This is a genomic window from Calidifontibacillus erzurumensis (assembly GCF_013303125.1).
GTDB lineage: Bacteria > Bacillota > Bacilli > Bacillales > Bacillaceae_J > Calidifontibacillus > Calidifontibacillus erzurumensis.
This window is the reverse complement of record NZ_JABTTE010000003.1, coordinates 103,186-118,134: the sequence shown is the minus strand read 5'-3', so window position 1 is coordinate 118,134 and position 14,949 is coordinate 103,186. Positions and strand designations below refer to the sequence as shown.

Annotated in this window: 17 protein-coding genes and 1 other RNA gene; 11 read left to right on the top strand and 7 right to left on the bottom strand. The window is 33.2% G+C overall.

The features are described 5' to 3' along the window. Positions 1 to 58: 58 nt before the first annotated feature. Complete coding sequence (locus tag HR057_RS03875) at positions 59 to 814, bottom strand: DUF4931 domain-containing protein (protein WP_173730109.1); 756 nt, start codon at positions 812 to 814, stop codon at positions 59 to 61. 190 nt (positions 815 to 1,004) lie between these two features. Between HR057_RS03875 and HR057_RS03870 the strand changes: the two genes are divergently transcribed. Continuing rightward, positions 1,005 to 1,268: a stage VI sporulation protein F gene (locus tag HR057_RS03870; protein WP_173730108.1), complete on the top strand. Its 264-nt coding sequence runs from the start codon at positions 1,005 to 1,007 to the stop codon at positions 1,266 to 1,268. A 190-nt stretch (positions 1,269 to 1,458) separates the two neighbouring features. Here the strand turns inward: HR057_RS03870 and HR057_RS03865 are convergent, their stop codons facing one another. Beyond that, entirely contained in the window at positions 1,459 to 1,731 is a 273-nt protein-coding gene (locus HR057_RS03865; protein ID WP_173730107.1) for an atypical membrane-integrating protein (Mistic protein), read from the bottom strand. A gap of 128 nt (positions 1,732 to 1,859) precedes the next feature. On the opposite strand from HR057_RS03865, the gene HR057_RS03860 reads away from it, so the two are divergent. The 4 genes from HR057_RS03860 to HR057_RS03845 all read left to right on the top strand — a co-directional run bounded on the left by HR057_RS03860 (position 1,860) and on the right by HR057_RS03845 (position 6,258). Further along, positions 1,860 to 2,735, top strand: a complete 876-nt coding sequence (locus tag HR057_RS03860; protein WP_173730106.1) for an FRG domain-containing protein — start codon at positions 1,860 to 1,862, stop codon at positions 2,733 to 2,735. A 116-nt stretch (positions 2,736 to 2,851) separates the two neighbouring features. Then, a complete protein-coding gene (locus tag HR057_RS03855) occupies positions 2,852 to 3,763 on the top strand; it encodes an RluA family pseudouridine synthase (RefSeq protein ID WP_173730105.1) in 912 nt (303 codons plus the stop codon). Positions 3,764 to 3,856: 93 nt separating this feature from the next. Continuing rightward, a complete protein-coding gene (locus HR057_RS03850; protein ID WP_173730104.1) occupies positions 3,857 to 6,022 on the top strand; it encodes a GDYXXLXY domain-containing protein in 2,166 nt (721 codons plus the stop codon). 56 nt (positions 6,023 to 6,078) lie between these two features. Continuing rightward, positions 6,079 to 6,258, top strand: a complete 180-nt coding sequence (locus HR057_RS03845; RefSeq protein WP_173730103.1) for an H-type small acid-soluble spore protein — start codon at positions 6,079 to 6,081, stop codon at positions 6,256 to 6,258. 65 nt (positions 6,259 to 6,323) lie between these two features. On the opposite strand, the gene HR057_RS03840 is transcribed toward HR057_RS03845, so the two are convergent. Then, a complete protein-coding gene (locus tag HR057_RS03840) occupies positions 6,324 to 7,181 on the bottom strand; it encodes an HAD family hydrolase (RefSeq protein WP_173730102.1) in 858 nt (285 codons plus the stop codon). A gap of 119 nt (positions 7,182 to 7,300) precedes the next feature. Continuing rightward, positions 7,301 to 7,636 carry a DUF3846 domain-containing protein gene (locus HR057_RS03835; protein WP_173730101.1) on the bottom strand — a complete coding sequence of 112 codons (336 nt, stop codon included), beginning with the start codon at positions 7,634 to 7,636 and terminating at the stop codon, positions 7,301 to 7,303. 140 nt (positions 7,637 to 7,776) lie between these two features. Between HR057_RS03835 and HR057_RS03830 the strand changes: the two genes are divergently transcribed. After that, positions 7,777 to 8,604 carry an aldo/keto reductase gene (locus tag HR057_RS03830; protein WP_329955836.1) on the top strand — a complete coding sequence of 276 codons (828 nt, stop codon included), beginning with the start codon at positions 7,777 to 7,779 and terminating at the stop codon, positions 8,602 to 8,604. A 119-nt stretch (positions 8,605 to 8,723) separates the two neighbouring features. Here the strand turns inward: HR057_RS03830 and HR057_RS03825 are convergent, their stop codons facing one another. The 3 genes from HR057_RS03825 to phaQ form a co-directional block, all read right to left on the bottom strand. Then, positions 8,724 to 9,110 (bottom strand): PilZ domain-containing protein, encoded by a 387-nt coding sequence (locus HR057_RS03825; RefSeq protein WP_173730099.1) that lies wholly within the window; start codon positions 9,108 to 9,110, stop codon positions 8,724 to 8,726. A gap of 154 nt (positions 9,111 to 9,264) precedes the next feature. Further along, a complete protein-coding gene (locus HR057_RS03820; RefSeq protein ID WP_173730098.1) occupies positions 9,265 to 9,795 on the bottom strand; it encodes a hypothetical protein in 531 nt (176 codons plus the stop codon). 55 nt (positions 9,796 to 9,850) lie between these two features. Continuing rightward, complete coding sequence (phaQ, locus tag HR057_RS03815) at positions 9,851 to 10,258, bottom strand: poly-beta-hydroxybutyrate-responsive repressor (RefSeq protein ID WP_173730097.1); 408 nt, start codon at positions 10,256 to 10,258, stop codon at positions 9,851 to 9,853. A 179-nt stretch (positions 10,259 to 10,437) separates the two neighbouring features. Here phaQ and phaR point away from each other — a divergent pair, with 179 nt between their 5' ends. The 5 genes from phaR to HR057_RS03790 all read left to right on the top strand — a co-directional run bounded on the left by phaR (position 10,438) and on the right by HR057_RS03790 (position 14,433). Then, complete coding sequence (gene phaR, locus HR057_RS03810; RefSeq protein WP_173730096.1) at positions 10,438 to 10,851, top strand: polyhydroxyalkanoic acid synthase subunit PhaR; 414 nt, start codon at positions 10,438 to 10,440, stop codon at positions 10,849 to 10,851. A 31-nt stretch (positions 10,852 to 10,882) separates the two neighbouring features. After that, the gene (gene phbB / locus HR057_RS03805; protein ID WP_173730095.1) at positions 10,883 to 11,623 is read left to right on the top strand and encodes an acetoacetyl-CoA reductase; all 741 of its coding nucleotides are present in this window, start codon (positions 10,883 to 10,885) and stop codon (positions 11,621 to 11,623) included. 143 nt (positions 11,624 to 11,766) lie between these two features. Further along, positions 11,767 to 12,858: a class III poly(R)-hydroxyalkanoic acid synthase subunit PhaC gene (gene phaC, locus HR057_RS03800; protein ID WP_173730094.1), complete on the top strand. Its 1,092-nt coding sequence runs from the start codon at positions 11,767 to 11,769 to the stop codon at positions 12,856 to 12,858. 73 nt (positions 12,859 to 12,931) lie between these two features. Beyond that, an RNA gene (gene rnpB, locus HR057_RS03795) (RNase P RNA component class B) lies at positions 12,932 to 13,328 on the top strand. A 265-nt stretch (positions 13,329 to 13,593) separates the two neighbouring features. Continuing rightward, positions 13,594 to 14,433 (top strand): undecaprenyl-diphosphate phosphatase, encoded by an 840-nt coding sequence (locus HR057_RS03790; protein WP_329955832.1) that lies wholly within the window; start codon positions 13,594 to 13,596, stop codon positions 14,431 to 14,433. The last annotated feature ends 516 nt before the right edge of the window (positions 14,434 to 14,949 follow it).

Sequence of the window (14,949 nt, the reverse complement as noted above, 5' to 3'; positions counted from 1 at the left end):
ATTTTTATTTACAGCGTGTCCCAATAAAGCGCATCTGGTAGAATGTATTAGACAATTCTTAAAAATAAATGTCTTTAATTTTTTCTACGACATGTTCAATACGATTGGATACTTGTGGGATCGAATATCCGACAAATAAAGGCGATGTTGAAAAGCGAGGAACAATTTTAACGGCAATTTTTTCATCGAGTTCATAGAAAAACAAATTATAGCTGTTGCAACTCTTATAAAAATGATTCAACGTATAGTGTGCAGCAATTTGAATAAAATCAGCAAATGTCGTTACCTCTTTTTCATTATCCATCAACACATTAAATTCAAAAAATCCTACTCTTGGAAACTTCGAAATATTAAATTCAACTCCATTTTTTTTCGCAATTGGCATTCCAATAAACTGTTCTTTTTTTAGCATATCCAAATAATTGATATTTTTGAGGCCGACAATTTGCATATGAGGGTGGCGAAGGGAACCGCCAGAATATGGTCCGTGGTTTTTAAAAAATATAACAGATTTATATTTTTTGCTCTCAATCATCGCTTTCCAATGCTTAAGTCCAAACGAAATTACCCGGTAAAGGTGATTTTTATTATATTCAGAAAGTTCAGATTGGCATTGATCTGTTTCAATTATAACTGTTTGAAACGTATCTTCCAAAGTTGGATATTTATTTTTTAGCCATATGATTGGTCCATCTGTATCTAAGAGATCCGTCAGCGCTTCTCGATCACAAAAAGGGCATTTCGCATCTTTATTATGCAAGCTGTTCGGTTTTTGTGCACCAATTGATGAATCAAAAATCAAATGGTTTACCATAAACAATTTCTGCTCCTTTAATAGTTTCATAACATAAGTTTATTATAGTTTCAGTATGTTTACCACAAAAATGCAATGCCAATTTTGTATTTTAAAACGAAGATCTTTCATACACATTTTAAAGTGCCCACACGGTATAACATGTTCCTCCATATAATGCTAGTAACGCAGTGGAAATGGAGGTACATGTATGCGAAATTCTAATAATCAAAATCCTTTGTTTGGCAATATTGAAAAGAAAACAGGCGTCAAAATGAATGATATTTTAAGATTGGCAAACTCCTTATCGAACGCAAATTTTAAAGATGAAAAAACTGTTCGCAGAGTCATACAACAAGTAGCTCAGTTAGCTGGAAAACGAGTACCAAAAGAAAAAGAAGATATGATCGTAAAAGCTATTTTAAATAATAATATGCCTACAGACTTAAATTCTTTAACAAAAATGCTAAAATAGTTAAATTGGCAAATGAGTAATTAGTTTTTGATCAACGTCTGAAACGATTCTTAAGCTGAAATTAATATGCCAAACAACAAAAGCCTCTATGCAGACACGAATTGGTCAATTTCAATGGTGAAGACTTTATTCGTGTTTTTTTTGCTTAGAGGCTTTTATTATTCGTATTTAACGAGTAGTGCTAACGTGTTCAATTTGCCTGTTCTTCAATTTGACTTTCAAAATTTTCTAGTGGTAAAAAGGTGAGTACTTCTTTAATGATTGTATTCACTTTTTCATTAACGACCTCTGAACCATATACATTTTTTGCTTTTTCGATTAATTCAATAACATCTGCATCCAGTTGTATATGTAATTTGTCTTCTTCTGAATCGTTGTACATTTCAATAAAAACATCTAATGCCGATTGCATTTGATCAATGGCGTCGCTCAATTTTTTATTTTCTTCTTTAGATACTTTCATCGAAGTCACCTCTATTTTTTCAGTATGAGCAAAAGGTTAGAGAAACATTACATTGTTTTTCTTTTTATGTATAGCCCAAACGTTTTCGGTAATAATTTGTAGTAGATTTTTAGATCGTGGGTGAAAAAATGGAAAAAGAGTTAGATATTACGCATTATTTCTTTTCAGAAGGATGGTTGAAAATTATTGATGAAGTCACTTTTTTTTCGAAAAAAAGTCGTCTCGTTTGGTATCGTGGGCAAAACAATAATAAAGCCAGTAATGAACGTTACCCTTTGCTTTCCGGTCTTTTTCGCCAGCCATTTTCATTGGAAGAAATATTGGAGTGGGAAGAAATTAGTTATAAAAGATTTTTAGAAAATGGTTATGATCTACATAAAACGGACAATCAATGGGACCTTCTCTATTTAATGCAGCAATATGGTGTGAAAACAAGATTGTTGGATTGGTCAGAATCCTTTGCAGTTGCTTTATATTTTGCTACAAGAAATTGGCAGTGTCAGAACCCTTGTTCAATTTGGCTGTTAGATCCTCTCCGATTAAATGAAATTTTTCATAATTTGGATGAATTAAAAAGCATGTCTAAAACGAGTTCGTTCTTGGAGGAAAGAAAAAATTTTACAAAATCGATGGCACTAAGTCCGCGGATGAATACATATCGCAGCATGTTTCAAAAAGGGTTTTTTACTTTACAAGGCAACACTAAACAAGGACTTGAGGAAGAAGAAAACGGTATATTATTAAAAGAACATGTGTTAAAACATATATCGATTGGTCCAGACCTTAGAAACGATGTTGAAATGTTTTTGGAGCTTAGCGGCATTAATCAATTTACTTTGTTCCCAGATTTAACGGGTCTTGCTAGTTATGTAAATCAATGGACAACAGTAGATCTAATGAAAAAGAAAACTCATCAAGAAACAAAAATTGAGGTGTGCAAAATGTTTCGTCGGACACCAAGTGGAAAAGCGGTTTGGGTTGAGGATGAAAATACATATAAGTGACCGGTTTTACTGAAAAGTTAGATCTTTCGCCATTCTCTCATTCCCTTCAAATTATAGATCGGTTACAATGTTGACATATGTCTTTTTTATCGAAAACAAAAGAGGAGATTTAATCAATGAAAGGATTAAAAAAAGGGGAATGGTTCGAAATTGTAGTTCCAAAAGAATGGAACGGTTTGTCAATTGAGTCGTTATTAAAAGAAAAGTGGAAAGCACCTAAAAAATTACTTCATCAATTTCGAATGGAAAAATCCGTTCAAATGAATGGAAAATTATTATCAAATTGGAAAGAACTAATGACGAGCGGTGATCGTTTGCAAGTTCGTTTATTTAAAGAAGAGGATTACGGAGTGGAGCCTGAGTATTTGCCGATTTCAATTGTTTACGAAGATGATCATCTTTTGATTGCCAATAAACCTGCTGCAATGGACACTCATCCTAATCATGGGGAAATGGGTACTCTTGCCAATGCAGTTGCTTTTCATTTTCAAATGAATGGTCTTGTTACAAAAGTTCGTCATATTCATCGACTAGATCGAGATACATCAGGAGGTATACTTTTTGCGAAACATGCTTTAGCTGGAGCTTCCCTTGATCAAATGTTGGAGAAAAGACTTATAACGAGAACATATATTGGTTTTGTACATGGACTAATAAAACAAAATAAAGGGACTATTATCGCTAACATTGGTCGAGACCGACACCATCCAACACGAAGAAGAGTCTCAAAAAGTGGTGATTATGCTGTCACCCATTTTGAAGTACTCCAACGGTTTGAAAAAAGCAATGTAACACTGGTAAAATTGAAGCTTGATACAGGCCGTACTCATCAAATCCGGGTTCATATGAGTTATCTTGGTCATCCGCTAATTGGTGACATTCTTTATGGAGGAAAGCAAGAGGGGATTGAGAGACAGGCTTTGCATGCTGAACGAATTCAGTTTGTTCACCCATTTACTGATGAATTTATCGATATTTTTATTCCATGGAGCAAAGATCTTTGTCAATATAAAGACATATTATACTAATAATTTCCATTGAGTGCTATAAAAGTTATAATAGAAAAAAGAAGGGATTTTTTCATCCTTTGAGAGAAAAAAATGGATAGGTAGGTGAGCAAAATGGAGTTGATTGGTAAACAAAATTGGAAAGAAAAAGCGGTTGAGTTAGGCTATTTGCTCGGTCTTTCTCTATGGCTTGCAGCAATTATTTATTTTTTTGCGTCTAATTGGCCCGGCATGGACAAATGGATGAAAATTACATTAAGCATTAGTTTACTTGCTTTATTTTATGGAGTTTCATTTTTATTAAAGTTTTTGCTCCGTCGGCATCCTTTACTTAGTTCAATTTTTTTATTTTTCGGTTGCCTTATTTTTGGTATCTCAATTGCATTATTGGGACAAATATATAATTCACATGCTGATAGTTACATGTTGTTTATAATTTGGGCAATTCCTGCAATACTATTCAGCATTTTCACTAAATTTCAGCCGTTTTATATCTTAACTTTCACATTATTTCATCTTGCCTTGTTTTTTTTCTTATTTCCGTCATCACGGTTTCACTATGTACCTGAAGAAGTTGTTCAATGGGTGTTTTTGGCAACCGCTTTAATAAATTTACTGTTATTTTTTGTAACGGAGAGGAAGATCATCCATTCAATGCCTCTAGGAGTGTTCAGTTTTTTAATGTATCATCTCCTATTGCTTTTCCTAACGATTGATGAGTTTTTTGATCCTTTTAATATTTTTGTCAGCTTTATCTATATTGCACTATTCGTTTTTTTAAATTATTTTGTAACAAAAAATAAGCTTCCTAAAATTTTCGTTGTGCTAATGGGTGCATCATTAATTGCGTTTGTCATTATAAAATTTGTAGAATTTGTTATTTATACAGAAACAGAATATATCTTTTTCTTTACAATATTTTTGCCTTTTTTGCTCGTTGGCTTTGTTGTTTATGGATTAAAAAGATGGATGCAAAACAGAAAGGGAGAAGAAAACTCTTTTTTAAGGAAAATCATTATTGCCACTACGACCGCAATAGCTTCAATTATTGCAGGTAGTTCTCTTTTCGGTATTTCGCTCGTTTTTGTAAACGACATTCCTTACGAATTTTTTGCCTTTTTTGCTATCGCTCTCATTTTGCTCGCTAAAAATAGGAAAAATTGGGATCGGATCGTAACGTATACGTTATTATTCACAGCTTTTGTAATTGGAATTCCTGCAACAATTGCTTCTAACTTCGGAATTGATCTTCTTTTTGGAGCCGGTTTGGTTTATGTTTTTTCGTCTTTTGAAAACAGAATGATTCGCTATATAACCTATTTAAGCTTAAATATAGTCATTGGTAACTCGCTATCTGAAATAAATGGCTTTTCAACGGAAGGATTAATAAGTACACTGTTGTTTCTAAATTTGCTCATTCATTTCATATCATATCGTATTTCAAAATCAGAGGTTCAACAAATCCTTGCCCATAACAGTTTGTTCTATAGTTTACTTTCGTTTTTTATTTTAACTTTTTTGTTTGAAGATCATAAATTCCTTTATTACTTGACCAATGGCCTTTATTTTCTAATAACATCAGCTCTTGTTGTTTGGGCACTGAAGAAACAATATAGAATTCGTTATCAAATATTTTTACTATTTTGGTTTGCTTACATCGTTTACAAATATTATGACCTTATTTGGAGTTTAGTTCATAAATCGGTTACGTTCTTTATTGCCGGATTGCTAATATTGCTAATAGCGAACTACTTTGATCGTTTTGCTGAAATAGACAAATCAAGTATTATTACAAAAAGAAACCTAATTCCTATAGTTGTAATTATTGTTTTGCAATTCGCCATTTTAGGAGTACAAGTAGGTAAAAGTGAAACATTGTTAGCAAAAGGTACTTTAATAAAGCTTGAGCTTGCCCCAGTGGACCCTCGTTCTTTATTACAAGGTGACTATTTAACACTAAGGTACAACGTATCATCAATTCCTGTCAAAGATGCTGAATGGAATCAATTAGTGATCGTTGGTCTTGTTGAAAAAGGTGATGGAATTTATGATTATAGTGGTCATTATGTTGTTGGAAAAGAAGTTCCAGAAGAAATACGCCAAAAAGCTGATGTTTGGATGACGGGCCGATTTAAAGGTTATGACAATATCGAATATGGGATTGAAAATTATTTTGTTCCTGAAGGTACCGGTTTAGAACTTCAAGAAAAAATCAAATTTGCCCATGTTAAAGTTGCAGCAAATGGAGATTCAATGCTTGTTGATGTTACAGAAGAATAAAGAAGGTAAGAAGGACAAAATATAGTAATGAATTAAGAAAAAAGGGGCGATTAAGCATGGATCTTCAAAGGGCAAAACAAATTATTTCATCTCCAAAAGAAATTACGGTCACTTATCATGGCATTCCAGTTTGGTTGAAAAATACCAATGATACAAATCAATCTGTAAGTGTTTTTGAAAAAGGCAATCCTAATGAAGTTTTTGTTGTACCTGTTTCAGAGCTTGAAGAAAGATAAATGGTAGGTTTGACTCCGCTCATGTCGCTATCAAAAACAATTTTCGGAGTCAAACCTTTTTTATCTTATCTTTTTATTTTACTTATTGTTAGAAAATCGATAATAGGTATTGCTTCGCTCATCTTGTTAACAACATAAGAGGCGGTAGTCTTTTTTCCAAGTTGGTAGGTATCAATATAAATGGTTTGACAACCAAGTTCACTGACAGGTTTGATATCGTTCACTTCATTATCCCCAACACTTAAAATTTCCGAAAATTTAACATCCACTTCGTTTCTAAGTTGTTCGAACCATTTTTTTGTCTTAACTGGTTTTTTTCCGTTAAATATTTTTTTATGAAATAAATGATCAATCCCTAGTTTTTTTAATATTACTTCACTGTCTGGTTCTGGGCTGTTCGTAAGAAGTGTTAAATGAATGTCTTTATACAAAAATTCAAGTAAATCTTTTAGGCCGGGGATCGGTTTCATCTTAAACTGGTCGCTCATCATGTAATCTCTTGTTTCGAGAAATGCTTGTTGGCTTTGTTCCTTTAAAGCTCCATAATGGGCCCCGATACTAATCGGTACCCACCAGAGATCGCCAATGTTCAGCATGCGCTTATAGTCAATTGTGATTTTGTTCGGATACAACTGGCTTAATTTTTCTTTAACAACAGGTTCGCCGTTCCATTTGTAAGCTTCTATTATGCGCCCGTTTTGCTCAACTAAAATTAAATCATTTTCTACATCGTAAATTCTTCCAATTTGAAGTGGATGTTCAAAATTTACAGCTAATTGATAATCTCTCATAAACAAATTTTGCTTTTCATCAGGCAGTTTATCTTTTATTCGGTTGGCATAATAATCAAAATGAGCCGTTTCCTCATAAAGGGTTCCATCTAAATCAAAAACAATCGCTTTAACGGATGGTGTATTTGTCACATGCAAGCCCCCTTATAACTGTGATTACATTACAATAGTAAATCATACCAAAAAAAGCGAATAGTAAAAAGCTGACAGCATTTGCTGTCAGCTTTAACCGCCATGTTCCTATTTATGAGTTATGTACCTGATACTTGAATTTTACAATGTACGAGAGTTAAATCTTGTTTGCGGATCGTATCGATTATAATATTAATTTCTTCGTCAGTAAGGCTACGCAGTCGGTTTTTTTCCCTTGCAACAAATACGAAAGTTCCAGGAATGCCAAGTCTACATTTCTCGCGATTACCTGTAAAGTTATTGTAGTAATCTTCATCACACAAAATTAGAATAGTTGGATGATTTAATGAAAGAACTTTAATATTTTGCCCAATAATTTCTTGCAGTTCTTTATACTTTCCTGTTATAGATATCAAGTATGGCGGTATATTTGGACTACAAATAATAATTTTCATTTGAATACTCCTCAGTTTAAACTCTCTTACCATTGTACCATGAGATTGTTATAAGCAAACCTATTAATGTTTGGTAAAAATATATGCTATCATTGACTAATAAAGAAAAAATTTCAAGTAAGGAGGTTTTTCCTTTGGTAATCAACTCTATCAATGATTGTGCAATTTTACATAATGGCGTCAAAATGCCTTGGCTTGGATTGGGTGTTTATAAAGTCCAAGATGGGGCAGAGGTAATAAAAGCAATTCATACAGCCTTTGAAGTTGGATATCGAAGTGTTGATACAGCAGCTTTTTACCAAAATGAGAAAGGGGTAGGGCAGGCGGTTAAAGAAGCTGGGATTCCACGGGAACAATTATTTATTACGACGAAAGTTTGGAATGACTGTCAAGGATATGAAGAAACTTTAAAAGCTTTTGAAGAAAGCAGACAAAAATTAGGATTGGACTATATAGATCTTTATTTAATTCATTGGCCCGTAAAGGAAAAATATATTGATACATGGCGTGCCCTTGAAAAATTATATCAAGATGGTTATGTGAAAGCGATTGGTGTATGTAATTTTCAAGTTCATCATCTTCAGGACTTAATGAAACATGCTGAAATTAAGCCGATGGTCAACCAAGTTGAGTTTCATCCGTGTTTAATCCAAAAAGAAGTACGATCATTTTGTAAAGAAAACGGAATCCAATTGGAAGCTTGGGCACCGTTAATGCGCGGTAGGTTGATGGATGATCCAACAATTGTTAATATAGCTAAAAAATATGGTAAAAAACCATCTCAAATTTTATTGCGCTGGGATTTAGAACATCGTGTTGTTACTATTCCTAAATCTATACACGAAGAAAGGATAAAAGAAAACGCAGATATTTTTGACTTCCAATTAGAAGAACTTGATGTTCAAGCGATTGATGCTTTGAATAGAAATGAGCGAACAGGCCCAGATCCGGATAATTTTTCGTTTTAAAACCAACAAATAAATAAAATATACGTTCCATCAGTTGTCCAAAGGTCCTTTTTTAATCGATTAAGATAATAGACAAAACATTTTAGGAACCTATAAACAACTGATGGAATATTTTTTCTTTACTTACTTTTTTCCCGGGAAGCAACTTTCCGGGTATGGATTTTAAGAGCTTCAATGATTTTTTTACTTATATGTTGAGCATTAATAAACTGGATGCCGTAATTAAAGTAATTCTTTTGGATTGATTTTTGTTGCCAAACAACTCGGGCTGGTATTTCAAAGGCTTGATCTTCAATTGAAAATTGTATTTCAATTTCAATTTTTTTATCTAGTATCATTAAATTTATCATAGTCATTAATTTTAAACCATTAGGACTTATATCGATGATTTGCCCATGGCATAAATCGGAATTATAGGGCATTTGGTCTATTTTTCTAATATTAAAAATGCATGGAATTGGTTGTTGAAAGGAATACCGAAAACCTTCGTTGCGCCGAAAGAACATAGCAACCTCCATTTAAAAAATATTTTAATTGTATAAATTATACAAAACTTGCTATGGGTTGGCTATGAAAAAATATAAAAGTGCCTGACACCACTCTTTAAAACGTAATGCCAAGCACTTGATAATTAAGGGGGAAAATTATTATATTAATTTTTTATTTTAATAATGAAAGGTTTTCATTTTGAAATTTTGTCAATTCCTCAGTTATTTTTTCAACTACCTTTTTCATTTCTTGAGAAACTTCTGAGATCATAGCTTTCATTTCAGCACGGTTCTTTTGTTGCTGCTCGATTAATTCTTCGATATTTTTTTCAATTTGTGTTAAGTTTTGTGCCATAATTTGTTTTATTGCATTTTGAGGAGTCAATGATAATTCTGATATACGTTCTATTACATTTTCAAGTTGCTTTTGAATATTTTGCAATGATTCATTTTTCTTGTCCTCTTGCTGATAATTTTCCAAAACTGCAAAAACTTTTGATTGGTAATTTTCAATCACCGATTTAAGTTCTTTTGAAAAAGATTCTATCAATTTAAAATATAATTCCCAAGCGTTTTTTTGTTGGTTAAATGTCTGTAAAAATAAGTTTTCCATTTGTTTTTGACTGTTATAAAGCTGATTTAGCCCCTCATCCCAACGATCCCAAATAACATTAAGAAAATATTTTGAATCAAATGTTGTCATAACAATTCCCTCTCTTTTATAGATTTTATAGATGTTTATTAAACGTGTGTTTTTGTTACTCCTTGCTTTTTTTCTCTTCCTTGCTGTTAGGCAAAGTAAACATTTTAGTGTAAATGGAGAAAAATTGATTAAGCATCAATTGATATTGTTCAAGTGAATAAACGCATGTTTTTAAATAATTTTCACCTGCCTCTGTTAAAGAATAAATTCTTTTCGCTGGTCCTGCTTCAGAAGTGTCCCATTCAGACTTCACCATCTCTTCCTTTTCCAGTTGCCTTAAAATGCGATATAAATTGCCTTGGTCAATAGTTGAAAAGCCAAAGTCGATTAATTGCTGCAATATTTTGTAACCATGGCAATTAAAATTGCGGAGACTTAAAAGTATGAATGGAACGATCAAATTTTTAGGAGCCTGAAAAGTTTGTTCTGATTTATTAGAAGAGCTGCTGGAACGATTTGTCATCTTTTTCACCTGCTTTAAAATGTTCTCCCTACATGTAATTTACACATAGCTGATTCGGTTTAGAACTAATGTCTAAAAAAATAACAAACTAAAATTTTAATCAAATTAGTTCTAAATGAAAAATTTGTACATAGGCTTTAAAGGGATGGAAAAAAGATGGTTAAGAAAGGAGAACGTTTGTGAGCCAATCAAAAATGATTGATCCATTTGAAGTTTGGAAAAATGTCTATGATCAGACCGAGGCTTATTGGAGTAAAGTACTTGATGAAAACATGGCAACTGAAGAGTTTTCAAGGGGTTTAGGAAAAATTCTTGATATGAACCTCCAATATAAGAAACTAGTCAATGATTCAACAAAAGCCTATCTGGAACAGATGAATATGCCTTCTAAAGATGATCTTGCCAAGTTAGCTTCATTAATAATTAATGTTGAAGCGAAAGTAGATCAAATTGAAGAAGTTGTTGAGGAAGCAAGTTTTGTACAAGCTAGTCAGCTAAAACAAAATGAAGAAATTAAAACTATACAAAATGAAATGAAAAAAATCAGTAAAAAAATGGATCAAATTTTGGAATTATTACAAAAACAAGCATAAAAAACATATTAAAAAAATAGGGGTGGAAAAAATGGAATTAAAGGGGAAAGTAGCAATTGTAACAGGTGGATCAAAAGGAATTGGAGCAGCAATTGCAAAGGAATTAGCTAATAATGGAGTAAAAGTTATCGTGAATTATAATTCAAGCAAGGAAAGTGCTGAACGTGTTGTAGATGATATTCAATTAAATGGTGGAGAAGCTATTGCTGTAAAAGGAGATGTTTCCATTTCACAAGAAGCAGCGGAATTAGTACAAGCTGCCATCAATAAGTATGGAAAATTAGACATCCTTATTAATAATGCTGGAATTACAAGGGACCGCACTTTTAAAAAGTTGGATGAAACGAATTGGAGAAAAGTGATTGATGTAAATTTAAATAGCGCTTTTAATACTACCTCTGCAGCTTTACCTTATTTAATTGAATCAGGAAATGGACGTATCATTAACATTTCATCAATCATTGGCCAATCTGGTGGCTTTGGGCAAACAAATTATTCAGCAGCAAAGGCTGGCTTGATCGGATTTACAAAATCCTTGGCTTTAGAGTTGGCTCGTACAGGTGTCACAGTTAATGCCATTTGCCCAGGATTCATTGAGACAGATATGGTAGCAGAAATGCCGCAAAATGTATTAGAACAAGTCATTGCGAGAATCCCAATGCGCCGCTTAGGTCACGCTGGTGAAATCGCTCGTGCCGTCATCTATTTATGCCAAGATGGAGAGTATATTACAGGACAGCAAATAAACGTTAACGGCGGCCTTTATATGTAGGAAATAATACTTCCATTAATTGCTTAAAAATGAAGAGAGCTGTAATAGCAATCATAAAAAACAAAGTAATACTATAAATTAGATAAAACATATAAGGCAATTAATTTTAATGAAGTTTTATAGAAGGGATGGGGAGGGAATACATGGCAACCTCATTAGTAAAAGATTGGGAAGATGTGTTTGAAGAAACAGTCCCAAAAGAAATTAAAGATTCATATCTTCGCATAAAGCGCGCAGCTGAAATTTTAACAATAGAAGCTGAGCCGGAAGTTGGTTTAACTCCAAAAGAAGTTATTTGGACAAAAAATAAAACGAAGCTGTATCGATATATTTCCAGCCAGCCAAAAAAATATAAAACACCGTTATTGATGGTATATGCATTAATTAATAAGCCGTATATTTTAGATTTAACTCCAGGCGGAAGCATGGTGGAATATTTAGTTAATCGCGGTTTTGATGTGTATTTGCTGGATTGGGGTACTCCAGGCGAAGAAGATAAACACATGAAGCTCGATGATTATATTCTTGACTATATCCCAAAAGCAGTTAAGAAAGTTTTGCGTAAATCAGGAGCATCAGAAATTTCTCTGTTAGGCTATTGCATGGGTGGAACGATGACAGCCATTTTCGCTGCACTTCATCCTGAGTTGCCAATAAAAAATATAGTTTTTATGACAAGTCCGTTTGACTTCGAAAAAACTGGACTATATGCACGTTTATTAGATGAACGGCATTTTAACCTAGACAAGGTAGTCGAAATTTTCGGCAATGTGCCACCGGAAATGATTGATTTTGGAAATAAAATGTTAAAGCCTTTGACAAACTTTTACGGGCCTTATGTAAGTTTATTAGATCGTTCACAAAATCAAAATTTTGTAAAGTCATGGAAATTAATGCAAAAATGGTTGACAGATGGAATACCATTCCCTGGTGAAGCCTATCGTCAATGGATTCGCGATTTTTATCAGCAAAATAAGTTGATTAAAGGAGAATTAATGATCCGGGGACGAAAAGTTGACTTGGCGAATATTAAGGCAAACATATTAAATATTTCTGCGGAAAAAGATTTAATTGCAATGCCACATCAAGTGGAAGCTTTGATGAATGTAGTTTCCAGTAAAGATAAACAATATATATGTGTTCCAACTGGCCATGTTTCTGTGACCTTTGGTCCGAAAGCAAACAGTATCACATATCCAACTATTGGTGATTGGCTAGCAAAACGTTCTAATTAATATAAAGTTGACTTCTGTGAAATTTGTTGTTAAAATAGCATTTGTAAGATATAATTAAAAGGAGATTCATACAAAACTGGTGAGAATCGCGCAGATGAAAAATCTGTGAGGAAAGTCCGTGCTCGCACAGGCTGCGATGCCTGTAGTGTTCGTGCCTAGCGAAACCGTAAGCTAGGGCAGCTCAAAGTTTTGGGCTGACGGCAGGGAAAATACCTACGTCCTTTTGGGATATGGTATGATTACCTTGAAAGTGCCACAGTGACGTAGCTCCAATGGAAACATTGGAGGTGGAACGAGGTAAACCCCACGAGCGAGAAACCCAAATTTGGTAGGGGAAGTGTCTGGAGGGAAATGAACCGAACAGACACCATAGCCTTATGGGCTGTGAGATAGATGATTCTCCATTCTAGTGCGAGAATGTGTCATGCATTCGTTCGCAGCACTGAATGAACAGAACACGGCTTACAAAGTTTTGTATGAAACATGATTTTTAATTTTTTAAATAACGGATCTGTCATATATTATGGCAGATCCGTTTTGCTTTGTATCGGATAAGGAACGAGAATATGATAGTCGTTTGAAAAGTAAGATTCTATTGTTAAAATGGACAAATATAATAACAATAGTAAATCTTCCATACAAAATTATGAAAAATACGCTATAATTGAAAAGGTTTATTATTAAAAAAAATTCCGATTTGAAAATTATATTACACATAAAAAGGAGTTAATCATGATGGATTTTCTGATGATTTTAAAAGCAATCATTCTTGGAATGGTGGAAGGATTGACAGAATTTGCGCCAGTTTCCTCAACAGGCCATATGATAATAGTTGATGACATGTGGCTAAAATCAAAAGAATTTTTACAAGAATATGTAGCGAATACGTTTAAAGTTGTCATTCAACTTGGTTCGATATTAGCGGTAGTAGTTGTGTTTAAAGAACGTTTTCTGAATTTGTTGAGCTTTGGAAAACTTGGAAATCAAACAATAAGCCAGCAAAATCGGCTGAAGCTATCTCAAGTGATCGTAGGTTTAATTCCTGCAGGAATACTTGGTGTTTTATTTGAAGATTATATTGATGAAAATTTATTTAGGGCTGAAACAGTATTAATTGGGCTTGTGTTGGGTGCTTTATTAATGATTTTAGCAGACTACTTTGGCGTACGAAACGCAAAAAATCCGAAGACAATTACTGTTGACCAAATTACATACAAACAAGCATTTTTGGTTGGTTTGTTCCAATGTTTATCCTTATGGCCTGGTTTTTCTCGTTCAGGTTCTACAATTTCTGGAGGCGTACTTTTAGGATTAAGCCACCGTGCAGCGGCAGATTTTACTTTTATAATGGCTGTACCAATCATGTTTGGAGCTAGTTTTTTGTCGTTGTTAAAAAATTGGCAATATTTTTCTATGGATGCAATGCCATTTTTTATCGCAGGGTTTATTAGTGCATTTATTTTTGCACTTATTACGATTCGATTTTTCTTAAAACTCATTAACAAAATTAAACTGGTTCCTTTTGCTATTTACCGAATTGTATTGGCGATCGCTATTTATGTTGTTTACTTTTAATGGATATGGACAGATAAATATAATGAATAATTTAAAAAGAAGGAATTCATTTTAAATAATTCATTTTAAATGAAATATCTAGGTTATAGACAGGACGCTTTTTGGCAATTGTAACAATTCCCTTTATTTAAAACTTCCAACCTTCGTATATACCCAAAACAAACAAAATCCGGCACAAAGCGGCTTGATGACAAATTGTTTTTTCATTGCTGTAATATTTACGAGACCAGTGATCGGTTATTTAATCAAAAAATTCAATATGAAAACGATTAGTATCATTACGTTTTTGTTTTTACCCTTAACGACTATGGTGAGTTTTGGACAGGATTCGGTAATTTATGGATATTGGGATACCATAGGGACGACGGTTCTAGGTATTCTTGCATCTTTTACAAGCTTCCATGTCAACTATGGAATATTGAGGTTGTTTATTGTTTGTTATTAAATCGTTTATTCAATTGTTGTGAAAAAAGCAGAGCTAAAAAATATGATGAAAGAAATAGCTTATTAATATTC

What these genes read in the sequence shown, in the direction of transcription:
- HR057_RS03825 (WP_173730099.1), bottom strand. Translation starts at nt 9,110, where the DNA reads ATGTTCTTTCGGCGCAACGAAGGTTTTCGGTATTCCTTTCAACAACCA.
- HR057_RS03875 (WP_173730109.1), bottom strand. Translation starts at nt 814, where the DNA reads ATGGTAAACCATTTGATTTTTGATTCATCAATTGGTGCACAAAAACCG.
- HR057_RS03790 (WP_329955832.1), top strand. Translation starts at nt 13,594, where the DNA reads ATGGATTTTCTGATGATTTTAAAAGCAATCATTCTTGGAATGGTGGAA.
- HR057_RS03820 (WP_173730098.1), bottom strand. Translation starts at nt 9,795, where the DNA reads ATGACAACATTTGATTCAAAATATTTTCTTAATGTTATTTGGGATCGT.
- phaC (WP_173730094.1), top strand. Translation starts at nt 11,767, where the DNA reads ATGGCAACCTCATTAGTAAAAGATTGGGAAGATGTGTTTGAAGAAACA.
- HR057_RS03850 (WP_173730104.1), top strand. Translation starts at nt 3,857, where the DNA reads ATGGAGTTGATTGGTAAACAAAATTGGAAAGAAAAAGCGGTTGAGTTA.
- HR057_RS03865 (WP_173730107.1), bottom strand. Translation starts at nt 1,731, where the DNA reads ATGAAAGTATCTAAAGAAGAAAATAAAAAATTGAGCGACGCCATTGAT.
- phaQ (WP_173730097.1), bottom strand. Translation starts at nt 10,258, where the DNA reads ATGACAAATCGTTCCAGCAGCTCTTCTAATAAATCAGAACAAACTTTT.
- HR057_RS03870 (WP_173730108.1), top strand. Translation starts at nt 1,005, where the DNA reads ATGCGAAATTCTAATAATCAAAATCCTTTGTTTGGCAATATTGAAAAG.
- HR057_RS03835 (WP_173730101.1), bottom strand. Translation starts at nt 7,636, where the DNA reads ATGAAAATTATTATTTGTAGTCCAAATATACCGCCATACTTGATATCT.
- HR057_RS03845 (WP_173730103.1), top strand. Translation starts at nt 6,079, where the DNA reads ATGGATCTTCAAAGGGCAAAACAAATTATTTCATCTCCAAAAGAAATT.
- HR057_RS03860 (WP_173730106.1), top strand. Translation starts at nt 1,860, where the DNA reads ATGGAAAAAGAGTTAGATATTACGCATTATTTCTTTTCAGAAGGATGG.
- HR057_RS03855 (WP_173730105.1), top strand. Translation starts at nt 2,852, where the DNA reads ATGAAAGGATTAAAAAAAGGGGAATGGTTCGAAATTGTAGTTCCAAAA.
- phbB (WP_173730095.1), top strand. Translation starts at nt 10,883, where the DNA reads ATGGAATTAAAGGGGAAAGTAGCAATTGTAACAGGTGGATCAAAAGGA.